This is a genomic window from Agromyces italicus DSM 16388 (assembly GCF_000421545.1).
Taxonomy (GTDB): Bacteria; Actinomycetota; Actinomycetes; order Actinomycetales; family Microbacteriaceae; genus Agromyces; species Agromyces italicus.
The window spans coordinates 388,789-401,822 of record NZ_ATXF01000007.1; the positions used below are offsets into that span (position 1 = coordinate 388,789).

General features: G+C 71.2%; 12 protein-coding genes. 8 read left to right on the forward strand and 4 right to left on the reverse strand.

What is annotated here, in order from left to right:
* Nucleotides 1-13: 13 nt before the first annotated feature.
* Nucleotides 14-1,213 (reverse strand): Na+/H+ antiporter NhaA, encoded by a 1,200-nt coding sequence (locus H516_RS0112275; protein WP_022890009.1) that lies wholly within the window; start codon nt 1,211-1,213, stop codon nt 14-16.
* A 188-nt stretch (nt 1,214-1,401) separates the two neighbouring features.
* On the opposite strand from H516_RS0112275, the gene H516_RS0112280 reads away from it, so the two are divergent.
* Entirely contained in the window at nt 1,402-2,088 is a 687-nt protein-coding gene (locus tag H516_RS0112280; protein WP_022890010.1) for a LysE family transporter, read from the forward strand.
* A gap of 42 nt (nt 2,089-2,130) precedes the next feature.
* Nucleotides 2,131-2,826: a nucleoside triphosphate pyrophosphohydrolase gene (locus tag H516_RS0112285; protein WP_022890011.1), complete on the forward strand. Its 696-nt coding sequence runs from the start codon at nt 2,131-2,133 to the stop codon at nt 2,824-2,826.
* Nucleotides 2,827-2,844: 18 nt separating this feature from the next.
* On the opposite strand, the gene H516_RS0112290 is transcribed toward H516_RS0112285, so the two are convergent.
* Both H516_RS0112290 and H516_RS0112295 read right to left on the reverse strand, forming a co-directional pair.
* Nucleotides 2,845-3,936 carry an ABC transporter permease gene (locus H516_RS0112290; RefSeq protein ID WP_022890012.1) on the reverse strand — a complete coding sequence of 364 codons (1,092 nt, stop codon included), beginning with the start codon at nt 3,934-3,936 and terminating at the stop codon, nt 2,845-2,847.
* Nucleotides 3,933-4,853 carry an ABC transporter ATP-binding protein gene (locus H516_RS0112295; protein WP_022890013.1) on the reverse strand — a complete coding sequence of 307 codons (921 nt, stop codon included), beginning with the start codon at nt 4,851-4,853 and terminating at the stop codon, nt 3,933-3,935. Before H516_RS0112295 ends, H516_RS0112290 begins: the two co-directional genes overlap by 4 nt.
* Nucleotides 4,854-4,904: 51 nt before the next feature.
* Here H516_RS0112295 and hisS point away from each other — a divergent pair, with 51 nt between their 5' ends.
* A complete protein-coding gene (hisS, locus tag H516_RS0112300) occupies nt 4,905-6,164 on the forward strand; it encodes a histidine--tRNA ligase (RefSeq protein ID WP_022890014.1) in 1,260 nt (419 codons plus the stop codon).
* A gap of 113 nt (nt 6,165-6,277) precedes the next feature.
* On the opposite strand, the gene H516_RS19915 is transcribed toward hisS, so the two are convergent.
* Complete coding sequence (locus tag H516_RS19915) at nt 6,278-7,192, reverse strand: endonuclease domain-containing protein (protein WP_022890015.1); 915 nt, start codon at nt 7,190-7,192, stop codon at nt 6,278-6,280.
* A gap of 406 nt (nt 7,193-7,598) precedes the next feature.
* On the opposite strand from H516_RS19915, the gene eno reads away from it, so the two are divergent.
* The 5 genes from eno (at nt 7,599) to H516_RS0112330 (ending at nt 12,976) form a co-directional block, all read left to right on the forward strand.
* Nucleotides 7,599-8,879: a phosphopyruvate hydratase gene (gene eno / locus H516_RS0112310; protein WP_022890016.1), complete on the forward strand. Its 1,281-nt coding sequence runs from the start codon at nt 7,599-7,601 to the stop codon at nt 8,877-8,879.
* A gap of 74 nt (nt 8,880-8,953) precedes the next feature.
* Nucleotides 8,954-9,721, forward strand: a complete 768-nt coding sequence (locus H516_RS22730; RefSeq protein ID WP_245561805.1) for an FtsB family cell division protein — start codon at nt 8,954-8,956, stop codon at nt 9,719-9,721.
* A complete protein-coding gene (locus H516_RS0112320; protein ID WP_022890019.1) occupies nt 9,718-10,239 on the forward strand; it encodes a DUF501 domain-containing protein in 522 nt (173 codons plus the stop codon). The genes H516_RS22730 and H516_RS0112320 overlap by 4 nt, the downstream gene beginning before the upstream one ends.
* Nucleotides 10,236-11,522 (forward strand): S8 family serine peptidase, encoded by a 1,287-nt coding sequence (locus H516_RS0112325; RefSeq protein ID WP_022890020.1) that lies wholly within the window; start codon nt 10,236-10,238, stop codon nt 11,520-11,522. The genes H516_RS0112320 and H516_RS0112325 overlap by 4 nt, the downstream gene beginning before the upstream one ends.
* A 47-nt stretch (nt 11,523-11,569) precedes the next feature.
* Nucleotides 11,570-12,976, forward strand: a complete 1,407-nt coding sequence (locus H516_RS0112330; protein ID WP_022890021.1) for an NAD(P)/FAD-dependent oxidoreductase — start codon at nt 11,570-11,572, stop codon at nt 12,974-12,976.
* Nucleotides 12,977-13,034 lie beyond the last annotated feature (58 nt).

Below are 13,034 nucleotides of genomic sequence, written 5' to 3' on the forward strand. Positions count from 1 at the left end.
CAACGAAGGCCGCTCAGCGTGAGAACGCACCGCTCGGCCCGGCCGGCGCTCCGCGGCGACGGTACTGCGCCGAGCGCACGCTGACCGCGACGCCCGAGGCGACGATCGCGATGCCCGAGCCGAGCAGCACGGCGAGGGTGCCTTCATCCGCGACCTCGGGGAGGCCCGCGAACGCGAGTTCGTTCATGAGCAGCGACACGGTGAACCCGATGCCGCCGAGGGTGCCCACGACGAGCAGATCGCCGAGCGTGAGGGGAGTGCCCGACCTCCGTCGGGCCACGAGTCCACCGATGCCGCCGGCGATGAGGATGCCGACGATCTTGCCGACCGGCAGCCCCACGAGGATGCCCCAGAACGCCGGGTCGAGTTCGCTCGGGCTCACCTGCGGCACGGCGACCATCGCCGCCGAGAATGCGAACAGCGGCAGGATGACGCCGTTCGACCACGGTTCGAGCGCGTGCACGGCGCGGCCGCCCGGGCGCCGGGCCATCACGAGACCGAGTGCGACGCCGGCGATCGTGGCGTGCACGCCCGACTGGTAGATGAAGTACCACGCGAGCACGCCGAGCACGACGAGCAGCAGCACGATGGGCCATTGCGGGCGGCGGGCGAGGATCCACGCCGAGCGCGGCTTCATGAGTCGGCTGACCGCACCGAACAGGGCGATCGCGATGCCGGCGAACCCGATCGCGGCGAGGTCGGCGTCGCTCGTGAAGAAGAACGCGATGATGAGGATCGCGATGAGGTCGTCGAGCACGGCGAGGGCGAGAAGGAACACGCGCACGCGCGTCGGGATCCAGGTGCCGAACACGGCGAGCACGCCGAGGGCGAAGGCGATGTCGGTCGCGGTGGGGATGGGCCAACCGTCGACGGTCGGCGTGCCGGCCGTGAATCCGAAGTAGATCAGCGCGGGCACGACCACGCCGCCGACCGCGGCGATCGCCGGCAGCATGGCCTTCGAGAGGCTGTTGAGCTCGCCGATGACGAGTTCGCGCTTGAGTTCGACGGCGACGATGAAGAAGAAGATCGCGAGCAGTCCGTCGCTGATCCAATGGCCGGCCGAGAGGTCGAGCCCGATCCACGCGAGGTCGAGGTGGGCGTTCTTGGCCTCGAGCAACGCGGGGCCGGCCGCCGTGTTCGCGAGCAGCAGACCGAGGGCGGCGGCGATGAGGAGCAGGGCCGCGGCCCATCGCTCGGAGCGGAGGAAGTTCATGGGACTCCTGTTCGGAAGTCGCGTGCGCGTGGGGCCGGAGACGGTGCGGCGCCGCTGGAGGAACGGTGACGACGGTCTCCCGCCGGCCGACCAGACTTCCCGGCACTCCGCGATCGAGTCTATCGGGCGGCCGGCCGGGGCGCCCCGGGTCGGCAGGCGTGCCGCGCAGACGCGCCTACGCTTGAGCGGTGACCCTCTCGCTCTGGGCGACGCTCCTCGCCGCCTGCTTCGTGATCAGCTTCACCCCGGGTGCGGGAGCGATCAACACGATGGGCAACTCCCTGAACTCCGGGTTCCGCCGATCGATCTGGGGCATCCTCGGGCAGCAGGCCGCGCTCGTCGTGCACATCCTCATCGTCGCCGCAGGCGTCGGCGTCCTGGTCGCGAGCTCGCCAATCGCCTTCGAGGCGATCCGATACGCGGGCGCCGCATATCTCGTCTACCTCGGCATCCGGCAACTGCTCGCGAAGCCGCAGCTCGCGGGCGACGCAGAAGGCGACGCAGAAGGCGACGCAGAAGGCGACGCAGAAGGCGACGCGGATGCCTCGCGGCCGGCCCCGGCCGCCGCACCCGAGTCGCGCTGGTCGATGTTCCGCAGGGGCCTCTGGGTGAATCTGCTGAACCCGAAGGCGATCGTGTTCTTCCTCGCCTTCCTGCCGCAGTTCATCCGGCCCGGCCAGCCGCTGCTGCTGCAGTACCTCATCGTCGGGGCGACCGTCATCGTGGTCGACGTCATCGTGATGTGGGGCTTCTTCGCGCTCGCCGCGCACGGGATGCGCCGCTTCACCCGCTCGGTCCGCGGACAGCGGATCGTGAACACGGTCTTCGGCGTGCTCTTCATCGGCGTCGGGCTGCTGCTCGCGCTCGTGCACTGACCGCACCGCGCACACGGCGCGCCCGCCGCCTAGGCTGCCCGTATGAGCGCACCCCACCCCGGACTCGACGAACTCGTCGCCACCGTCGCCCTGCTGCGCGCCCCGGGCGGGTGCCCGTGGGACGCAGAGCAGACCCACGAATCGCTCGTGCAGTACCTGGTCGAGGAGTGCTGGGAGCTCATCGACGCCATCGAGGCCGGCGACCGCGCCGAGATGCTCGAGGAGCTCGGCGACGTGCTCTACCAGGTGCTCTTCCACGCCGACATCGCCGCCCATACGGGCGACGAGCGCTTCGACATCGACGACGTCGCCCGTCACATGACGGCCAAGATGGTGTCGCGGCATCCGCACGTCTTCGGCGACCGCGAGGCTGCGACCGCCGACGACGTCGTCGCCTTCTGGGAGGACCTGAAAGCCGACGAGAAGCCGCACCGCACGAGCGTGCTCGACGGGGTGCCGCGCGGCATGCCGGCGCTCGCGCTCGCCCGCAAGGTGCTCGGCAAGGCCGAGAAGGCCGGCGTCACGGCGCAGGATGCCCCGTGGCCGGTCACGCCCGACACGGCGCCCATCGCCGTGCCCGCCACCGAGGCGGAGCTCGGGCGACAGCTGTTCGGGCTCGTGGCCGCAGCGCGGGATCAGGGGCTCGACGCCGAACGCGCCCTCCGCGCCGCCGTGCGCGAGTTCGAGGGCGAGGTGCGGCGCGCCGAGGCGGCGCGCGCGGCCGAACCGGCCGGCTGAGCGGGCGCCCGCCTCGGCTCAGGCGATGCGGCTGCCCGGGGCGAGGCGCTTCACCGGCACCTCGGTGCGACGCCAGGCCCACGCGAGCGCGCCCGCGCCGAGCAGCACGTGGATCGAGAGCCCCACGAACCACGACGGCACCGAGCGCTCGTAGACCTCCTTCGGGGTCTCGCCCTCGCCCGGACCCCCGTACCCGTAGGCGCCGTACTTCCGCCAGTCTGCGCACTCGTCGTACGTCGTCTCGAGGTCGGGCGCGTGCTGCGCCTGGCGCACGCCGACCGCGATCCAGCCGAAGAGGTCGCGCGGCGAACCGTGCTCGTCGAAGGTGCCGGGCGAGGCATCCGCGACGACGACGTAGGGGTTCGCCGCGAGGAATCCCCAGACGTAGTCCCACCGAGGTGTCGGGTACTCGCTGACGACCGGGGCCAGGCACGGCACCTCGTCGCCGTCGGGGATCTGCCCCGAGTCGTCGAGGGCCTCGTAATCGACCGAGATGTAGGTGCTGTGCACCGTCGACTGCATCGCCGCCCCGCCGAGCGCGAAGGCGATGAGCGTGCCGATCGAGAGCGCGGCGACGACGAGGTACGTCACGACGACCGAGAAGAGCGGCCGCGCGATCACCCCCGACAGGCCCACGCCGATCGCGGCGATCACCCCGACCTCGACGGCGAGCACCACGAGCGACACCGCGATCGTCGATGCCGAGACCTCGCCGAGCACGACACCGAACACGAGGAACGGCACCGAGGCGACGAGGAAGGCGAGGGCGGTGATCCAGGCGGCCAGCCACTTGCCGACGACGAGTTGCGCGGTCGTCACGAGCGTCACCTGCGTGGTCGCGAGCGTACCCGCCTCGCGCTCGCCGTTGATGGCGTTGCCCGAGAGCGCGGGGGAGACGAGGGTGCCGAGCAGCAGGACGAAGAACACCACGGTCGAGAAGACCGCTCCGCCGCCCGAGTCCCACGCGTTCGTCGCGATGACGACGAGCACCGTGACGATCGTCACGAGCAGCACGAAGACGCCGAGCAGCACGTACCAGGCGACGCCGCGCACCCGCTGCTTGAGGTCGAGGGCGACGATCAGCCACATGCCCTGGAAGAACCCGATCATGCGTCGTCTCCCGCCCGATTGAGGTCGTGGAAGACGTGTTCGAGATCGCCGACGGCCGGCGCGAACGACGAGACCGGCACGCCCGAACCGATGAGATGGGCGAGCAGTTGCGCAGCGTCCGGCTCGCTCGTGAGCGGCACGACCGCACCGAAGCGGTCGACCACCGCGACCTCGCCGAAGCCCGCGTCGCCGAGGGCGGAGACCAGCCGTTCGGCGTCGAGCGAGCGGATCCGCCAGTGCCTCGCGGACCGGCCGGCGCGCGCGACCTCCTCGGGCGCGGCGGTCGCGCCGGCCGCGAGGTACACCGCCGAGTCGGCCATCTCCTCGAGCTCGGCGAGCACATGGCTCGAGACGAGGATCGTCTTGCCCTCGCCGGCGAGTCGGCGCACGAGCTCGCGGAGCTCGGCGCGGGCGGCGGGGTCGAGACCCGAGGCCGGCTCGTCGAGCAGCAGCACCTCGGGGTCGTGCACGAGGGCGCGGGCGAGGCTCAGCCGCTGCTTCTGCCCGCGCGAGAGCACCCGCGTCGCCTGCTCGGCGAGCGGGACGAGGTCGACGAGCTCGACGAGCTGCTGTGCACGAGCGGATGCCTCGTCGGCACCCATTCCGTACATTCGGGCGCTCGTCGTCAGCGCGGCCCGTACGCTGAGGGTCGGCCACGAGCCGAGCACGTCGGGCATCCAACCCATGCGCCGGCGCACCTGGTGCGGTTCGGTCACGGGATCGTATCCGGCGATGCGGATCGTGCCCGCGTCGGGCGCGAGCAGGGTCGCGAGCATCAGCAGCAGGGTCGTCTTGCCCGCGCCGTTCGGGCCGATGAGCCCTGCGACGCTGCCCGGGGCGACCTCGAAGCTCGCATCGCGGACCGCGTGCACCTCGCCGAACGATCGGGCGACGCCCGTGACCGTGATGCCTGCCATCGTGCCTCCTCGTGCGCCGGGTCGTCCCGCACAACTGGAAGAATGGCACGCATGGCCGCTTCCGTCACTCCTCCGCGCGGCATGCGCGACTTCCTCCCCGCCGAGAAGGCCCGCCGCGAGCACGCCCTCGGCGTGATCCGCGGGGTCTACGCGGCCCACGGCTTCGACGAGATCGAGACGCCCGTGATGGAGGATTCGAGCCGCCTGCACGCCGGCCTCGGCGGTGACAACGAGAAGCTCGCCTTCGCCGTCATGAAGCGCGGCCTCGACACCGCCGACCTCGCGCGCGCCGCGGCATCCGACGACGCCCTCTCGCTCGCCGACCTCGGGCTGCGCTACGACCTGACCGTGCCGCTCGCGCGCTTCTACGCGACGCACCGCGCGGCGCTGCCTCCGGTGTTCCGCTCGATCCAGATCGCACCCGTGTGGCGTGCCGAGCGCCCGCAGAAGGGGCGCTACCGCCAGTTCGTGCAGTGCGACATCGACATCATCGGCGAGGCGGGGCAGCTCGCCGAGCTCGAGCTGCTGACCGCGACCGTCGCGACGCTCGACGCGCTCGGGCTCACCGGTTGCTCCATCCGACTCAACGACCGGCGCGTCCTCGCGGGGATCCTCGCGTCGTGGGGCGTGCCCGACGAGCTGCGCGAGCGGGCGCTCATCACGATCGACAAGCTCGACAAGATCGGCGTCGCGGGCGTCGCCGCCGAACTCGCAGAGATCAGCGCGATTCCCGATGCCTCCGTCGTCGCGCGCGCCCTCGAGGAGCTCACGAGCGCCGACTGGCACCTCGCCGACGCGGCGCCCGCGTGGCTCGACCGGGCTGCCTACGACGACCTCCTCGCGCTGCGCGCGGCCCTTCCCGGCGCCGCGATCGAGTTCGACCCGACGCTCGTGCGCGGCATGGGCTACTACACGGGTACGATCTTCGAGATCGCGCACCCCGAGTACGGCTACTCGCTCGGCGGCGGCGGTCGCTACGACGGCATGATCGGGCGGTTCCTGGGGCAGGAGGTGCCGGCCTGCGGCTTCTCGATCGGCTTCGAGCGCATCATCGACCTGCTCGAGATCGACGACGATGCGCGCCCGCGTGCGGTCGTGCTGGTCTACGACGGGGATGTGCAGCAGGCGCGCCTGCTCGCCCTCAAGGCCGAGCTCGTGGCATCCGGCACCCGTGTTCGCCTCGAACGCCGCACCAAGAACCTGCGCGCCCTGCTCGACCGCGTGACCGCCGACGGATTCGACGCCTTCGCGACCGTGACGGACGCGACCGGCGACGCCGCCGCACTCGAGTTCCGCGAACTCGGCGCGTAGCCGCGCCGCCGCGCCGCCGCGCCGCCGCGCCTCACCTCACCGCTGTGCCGAGTGGGCGAAGTTGGCGGTGTTCTCTTTCGAGAACCAGCCAACTTCGCCCACTCGATCAAGTCTCATGCCGCGCGCGCCACTCGGGCCTCCCGGATACGCCGGACGATGCCCTCAGGATTCTCGAACAGCGCGGTCTTCGTGATCCGGATGACTCGCCAACCGGCATCCTCGAAGAGTTCGCGCCGCTCGATATCACGCTCCCACCGGCCGGCGTCACGATGCCCCGCGCCCTCGTACTCGATCGCGATCCGCAAGTCGGGGTAGGCGAGATCGGGGTGGAGCACGAGACCACCGGCGACGATGACCGGAGGGCCGATCGCCGGTTCGGGGAGTCCGGCCTCGACGACGACGAGGCGCAGCAGCGTTTCGGGGCGCGATGCCGCGCCCACCCTTATCTGCTCAAGAGCCCGGCGTGCGGAGGCGAGGCCGCGACGACCCGTGCTCCGCTCGACCACGGCGACGAGTTCGGCCGGCGTGCAGAACGGGCCTTCCGCCGCGCGACCGTGGAGACGCCCCGTGACGAGGAAGTCCCCGACCGCGACCAAGTCGCGATGCCCCAGCGTGCCCGCCGATTGCATCCACATGTCGGCCGGGGTCACGACGGGCAGGCCGAGTCTCAGGCTGACTGGGAAGGCTCGCATCGCGCGGTGGCCGACGGTGCCCCGCGTGCGGGGTCGCGTCACGGTGGGGCTCAGCACGTGGAGCGGCCGCACCGCCGCCGCCCATGATGGAAGCGGTGCGCCGTACAGCAATGCGGCGGTCGCGTGGCTGTAGGCCTCGCCGGGTCGGAGGAGTGGCCGATACGCCTCGCACAGGTCGACGACCGCTTCGAGGTCGAGCCCGACGGCGCTCACACCGGTGAAGGGGTGCTGGATCGACTTGGCACGCAATCGGCCGCGGGTCGTGTCGAAGCTCGCATGCTCGCTCGTCCGTACGGCTCCGCCTCGCGGGATGGGGTCAACGGTGCGTCGCGTCATCCCTGCATGCTCGCGGATCCGTCGCGCTCGTTCCGGCATCTCTCCACAGCCGACCGAGGAAAGCGGAGCTCGGCGAATCGAATGGGCGATGTCGGCGACAACTTGCGCACGAATCGCGCCAACTTCGCCCACTCGGCGGGGTTCGTCTTCGGCGGAGCCGCGCTCCCGAGCCCTTCCCCTGCGAGTGGGCGTTCTTGGTCGGGTCGGGCTTCGGAACCCTGCAAAGTTCGCCCACTCGGGTTGGGGGTGGGCACGGGCAGTGACGGGAGGATGATGAGGCGGGGGCGGGTCGTGCGTCGATGCGGCGACGTCGCGGGCGAGCACGAGACATCCTCGACCTCTAGACTCGGGAGCGGATCACGACGGAGTCGTCCATCAGTCACCCCCATCACACGAGGAGTCCACTGTGGCATTCATCGAAGCTGTAGGCGCGCGCGAGATTCTGGATTCGCGCGGCAATCCGACAGTCGAGGTCGAGGTGCTGCTCGACGACGGCACCCTCGCCCGCGCGGCCGTGCCCTCGGGCGCCTCCACCGGTGCGTTCGAGGCCTACGAACTGCGTGACGGCGACGCCGACCGCTACCTCGGCAAGGGCGTGCAGAAGGCCGTCGACGCCGTGCTCGACGACCTCGGTCCGGCCATCGAAGACCTCGACGCGAGCGACCAGCGCCTCGTCGACGCGGCCCTCATCGAGGCCGACGGCACCGACAACAAGAGCGCGCTCGGCGCGAACGCCATCCTCGGTGTGAGCCTCGCGGTCGCGAAGGCCGCCGCCGAGGCGGCCGACCTGCCGCTGTTCCGCTACCTCGGCGGACCGAACGCGCACGTGCTGCCCGTGCCGATGATGAACATCATCAACGGCGGCGCGCACGCCGACACCGGCGTCGACATCCAGGAGTTCATGGTCCTGCCGATCGGCGCGCCGACGTACTCCGAGGGCCTCCGCTGGGGCGTCGAGACCTACCACGCACTGAAGAGCCTGCTGAAGGCGAAGGGCCTCTCGACGGGCCTCGGCGACGAGGGCGGCTTCGCCCCCGACTTCGCGTCGAACCGCGACGCCCTCGACTTCATCTCCGAGGCCGTGCAGAAGGCCGGCTTCACGCTCGGCACCGACATCGCGCTCGGCCTCGACGTCGCGGCGACCGAGTTCTTCGAGAACGGCGTCTACCGCTTCGAAGGCCAGGACCGCAGCTCGGCCGAGATGAGCGCGTACTACGCCGAGCTCGCCGCGGCGTACCCCCTCATCTCCATCGAGGACCCGCTCGCCGAGGACGACTGGGAGGGCTGGACGGCCCTCACCGCCGAGCTCGGGCAGAAGCTCCAGCTCGTCGGCGACGACCTGTTCGTGACGAACCCGAAGCGCCTGGCCGACGGCATCGCCAAGCACGCGGGCAACTCGATCCTCGTGAAGGTCAACCAGATCGGCACCCTGACCGAGACGCTCGACGCGGTCTCGCTCGCGCAGCGCTCGGGCTACACCGCGGTGCTCTCGCACCGTTCGGGCGAGACCGAGGACACCACGATCGCCGACCTCGCGGTCGCGACCAACTGCGGTCAGATCAAGACGGGCGCGCCCGCCCGCTCGGAGCGCGTCGCCAAGTACAATCAGCTTCTGAGGATCGAAGAAGAGCTCGGTGAGGCCGCGGTGTACGCCGGTCGCACGGCGTTCCCGCGCTTCACGGCGTGACAGCGTAGCTGATCAGCGACGGGGGCGGCCGGGTGGCCGCCCCCGTCGTTCTCTGCCGGGCCGGGAGGAGAGCGATGAACGACGATTCCGCCCGCAACCCCCGACGCCCCGCCGACCCTTCCGGAGCGCGCACGCCGCGCTCGCGCGCGCAGCAGAACCAGGGCGCGGATGCCGCGAAGCCCGCGTCGTCCGCGAAGCCGGCGTCGTCCGGTGCCGCGAAGGCTGCGAAGTCCTCGGCGAAGGCCGCGACTTCGGCGAGATCGACTTCGTCGAAGCCCGCGACGTCGAAGAAGCCGCCGAAGAAGCCGCCGAAGAACACGACGCCGCGCGCCTCGGCGAAGCCCGCCCCCGGCGGATCGACGGACTCCGTGCGTGCGGGGTGGCTCAGTGGCATCCGTTTCTCAGGTTTCTCGCTCATCATGCTGGGGGTGCTCGTGCTCGCGGTCGTGGTGCTCGCACCGACGATCGCGGCCTTCGCGCAGCAGCGTGCGCAGCTCGCCGAGCTGCGCGCCGCGGTCGCCGCCCAGGAGACCGAGGTCCAGCGCCTGCGCGACGAGCGCGAGCGCTGGAACGACGAGACGTTCATCGTCACGCAGGCGCGTGAACGTCTGTACTACGTGATGCCGGGCGAGGTGAGCTACCTCGTCATCGACGACCGCAGCGAGGCCGCGAAGGCGGAGGACGCCGCCGAGGTCTCGGCCGAAGTGACCGAATCGAAGGGCGATTGGATGCGCACCCTGCTCGACTCCGTGGTGACCGCGGGGCTGGCCCCCGAGGCCGGAGACCCGGCCGCGCCCGAGAGCGGCGCCCCGGCGACCCCCGACGCGGAGGGCGCGCGATGACCCGGCCCCCGTTCGACGAGGTCGCCGAACGCGACCTCGCCATCGTCTCGGCCCAGCTCGGCCGCCCCGCCCGTAACGTGGTCGGCATCGCCGCGCGCTGCGTCTGCGGCGCGCCGACGGTCGTCGCGACCTCGCCGCGCCTGGCCGACGGCACGCCCTTCCCGACGTTCTACTACCTCTCGCACCCGGGCGCGACGGCCGCGATGTCGTTCCTCGAGGCGGCCCAGCTCATGGTCGAGTGCACCGAGCTGCTCGCGAGCGACGACGGCGTGCGCGCCGCGTACGAGCACGCCCACCGCGAGTACCTCGCCGACCGAGCCGGGTTCGGCGATGTGCCCGAGGTCGACGGCATCTCGGCGGGCGGCATGCCGACCCGGGTGAAGTGCCTGCACGCGCTCGCCGCCCAGTCGCTCGCGGCCGGGCCGGGCCTGAACCCCATCGGCGACCTCGCGCTCGAACGGTCGAGCTGGTCGCCCGACGTCTGCCGATGCCCCGACTACGGAGTCGACGCGAAATGACCCGCAGCCGGGGCCGCCTCGCATCGACGCTCGCGAAGACCGCGACCGCCGCGGTCGCGGCTGCCGCAGTGCTGCTCGGGGGTGCCGCGCCCGCGCGCGCCGACACCGTGCGCGATTACGAGTACTGGCTCGGCGACTACGGCTTCACGACGGCGTGGAACACCACGAAGGGCAAAGGCGTCACCGTCGCGATCATCGACACGGGAGTGAACGGCAACGTCGCCGAACTCCGCGGTGCCGTCGCCGGCGGCACGGATGTCTCGGGCCTCGGCACTCCCGACGGGCAGACGCCGGTCGGCGACCCCGAGGAGAGCGGGCACGGCACGATGGTCGCCTCGCTCCTCGCGGGGCGCGGCACGGGTGAGGGCACCGGCGTCATCGGCGTCGCGCCCGAGGCCGAGCTGCTGACGGTGTCGGTCGCATTCGGCCAGGACACCGGCGCCGAGAAGAGCAACGACGAGCAGATCGCCGAGGGTGTGAGGTGGGCCGTCGACAACGGTGCCGACGTCATCAACATGTCACTCACCCGCAACACCCGCGACTGGCCCGAGAGTTGGGACGAGGCGTTCACCTACGCCTTCGAGCACGACGTCGTCGTCGTCGCGGCGGCCGGCAACCGGGGCAGCGGCACGGCCGAGGTCGGTGCGCCGGCGACGATTCCGGGCGTGCTCGCCGTCGCGGGCGTCGACAAGCAGAAGAACGCGAGCCTCGGCGCGAGCTCGCAGGGCATCACCCTCGGCGTCGCCGCACCGAGCGAAGACCTCGTGGGCGTGAGGCCCGACGGTCGCGTCGTCATCTGGGACGGCACGAGCGCGGCGACCCCGCTCGTCTCGGGGCTCGTGGCGCTCGTGCGCGCCGAGTTCCCCGAGCTCGACGCGGCGAACGTCATCAACCGGGTCATCCGGACCGCCGACCCGAACGGGCACGAGGTGCCGAGCCCGCTCTACGGGTACGGGCTGATCGACCCCGTCCCCGCGCTCGAGGCCGACGTCGAGGAGGTCGAGGCGAATCCGCTCGGCAGTCTCGAGGAATGGATCACCCTGCACCGGCGCGCATCCTCGACGACGGCGCCGACCGATTCGCCCGAAACCGAGATCGTGCCGATCGCCGACCCGCCGCCGCCGGCCGACGAGGGCACGGCGACGCTGCTCCCGACGCCGTGGACATTGGCCTACATCACGGTGCCGCTCTCGCTCGTCGCAGGATTTGGTACGCTAGCAGCGCTGTTGGGCATCGGCGCCACTCGGCATACCAGGCGGACTGTCCGCATTCGCGAGCAGTGATCGCACGCATCAGCCCGCATCACCAGATACTGAGGAGTCCATTCACCGTGCCCAAGATTCTCATCGTCGGCGGTGGCTATGCGGGGTTCTACACGGCGTGGAAGCTCGAGAAGTGGCTGCGTACCGGCGAGGCCGAGGTGACGGTCGTCGACCCGCTGCCGTACATGACCTACCAGCCGTTCCTGCCCGAGGTCGCGGCGGGTTCGATCGAGGCCCGCCACGCGGTCACCTCGCAGCGCCGCCATCTGAAGAAGACCAGCGTCATCACGGCGAAGGTCACGAAGATCGACCACGCCTCGAAGACCGCGACGATCACCCCCGAGCTCGGCGAGCCGTGGGAGTTCGAGTACGACGTCGTCGTGGTGACCGGCGGTGCCGTGTCGCGCACCTTCCCGATCCCCGGCATCGCCGACAACGCGATCGGCCTGAAGACGATCGAAGAGGCCGTCGCGATCCGCGACCGCCTCGTCTCCAACTTCGACCGCGCGGCGAGCCTGCCCGCGGGCCCCGAGCGCGAGCGACTGCTCACCGTCACGGTCGTCGGCGGCGGCTTCGCCGGCATCGAGGTGTTCGCCGAGCTCCGCTCCTTCGCGAGCTCGCTGCTCGAGTACTACCCGCAGCTGACGTTCGACGAGACGCATTTCCACCTCATCGAGGCGATGGGCCGCATCATGCCCGAGGTCTCGCTCGAGACGAGCCACTGGGTCATCAAGCACCTCGCGCAGCGCGGTGCCGAGATCCACCTCGACACCCAGCTCACGAGCGCGCAGGACGGCCGGATCGAGCTGTCGACCGGCGAGAGCTTCGAGTCCGACCTCATCGTCTGGACGGCCGGCGTCATGGCGAACCCGGCGATCGTGCGCACGAGCGACCTTCCCGTCGAGGAGCGCGGACGCATCAAGACCCGCGCCGACCTCCGCGTGGGCGACGACGAGGAGTTCGTCGCCGATGCCTGGGCGGCCGGCGACATCTCGGCCGTGCCCGACCTCTCAGGCGGCGGCGTCGGCGGCTACTGCGTGCCGAACGCCCAGCACGCCGTGCGTCAGGGCAAGCTGCTCGCGAAGAACATCGTCGCAGTGCTCCGCGGCGAGGAGCCGAAGCAGTACCTCCACAAGAACCTCGGTGCGGTCGCCGGTCTCGGCATCGGCTCCGGCGTGTTCCAGTCGGGCAAGCTCGCGATCAAGGGCCTGCCCGCCTGGTTCGCGCACCGCGGCTACCACGGTCTCGCGATGCCGAGCTGGGAGCGCAAGTTCCGCGTGTTCTGGGGCTGGTGGAACAACTTCTGGCTCGGCCGCGACATCGTCGCGCTCGAGGCGGTGCAGAACCCGCGCGCCCAGTTCGAGCTCTTCGCGGCTCGTCCGAAGCCGCCGGCGGTCGAGGCGCCCGCGCCTGCCGCCGACGCGGCGGTCAAGACGGCGAAGCCCGCCAAGAAGGAGCCCGTCGCCGCCAAGTAGCCGGCGGCTCCTGACTAAGCTGAGACGCGGCGTCGCCCATCGGGGCGGCGCCGCGTTC

What these genes read in the sequence shown, in the direction of transcription:
- H516_RS0112275 (WP_022890009.1), bottom strand. Translation starts at nt 1,213, where the DNA reads ATGAACTTCCTCCGCTCCGAGCGATGGGCCGCGGCCCTGCTCCTCATC.
- H516_RS0112285 (WP_022890011.1), top strand. Translation starts at nt 2,131, where the DNA reads ATGAGCGCACCCCACCCCGGACTCGACGAACTCGTCGCCACCGTCGCC.
- H516_RS0112290 (WP_022890012.1), bottom strand. Translation starts at nt 3,936, where the DNA reads ATGATCGGGTTCTTCCAGGGCATGTGGCTGATCGTCGCCCTCGACCTC.
- H516_RS0112295 (WP_022890013.1), bottom strand. Translation starts at nt 4,853, where the DNA reads ATGGCAGGCATCACGGTCACGGGCGTCGCCCGATCGTTCGGCGAGGTG.
- hisS (WP_022890014.1), top strand. Translation starts at nt 4,905, where the DNA reads ATGGCCGCTTCCGTCACTCCTCCGCGCGGCATGCGCGACTTCCTCCCC.
- H516_RS19915 (WP_022890015.1), bottom strand. Translation starts at nt 7,192, where the DNA reads ATGACGCGACGCACCGTTGACCCCATCCCGCGAGGCGGAGCCGTACGG.
- H516_RS22730 (WP_245561805.1), top strand. Translation starts at nt 8,954, where the DNA reads ATGAACGACGATTCCGCCCGCAACCCCCGACGCCCCGCCGACCCTTCC.
- H516_RS0112320 (WP_022890019.1), top strand. Translation starts at nt 9,718, where the DNA reads ATGACCCGGCCCCCGTTCGACGAGGTCGCCGAACGCGACCTCGCCATC.
- H516_RS0112325 (WP_022890020.1), top strand. Translation starts at nt 10,236, where the DNA reads ATGACCCGCAGCCGGGGCCGCCTCGCATCGACGCTCGCGAAGACCGCG.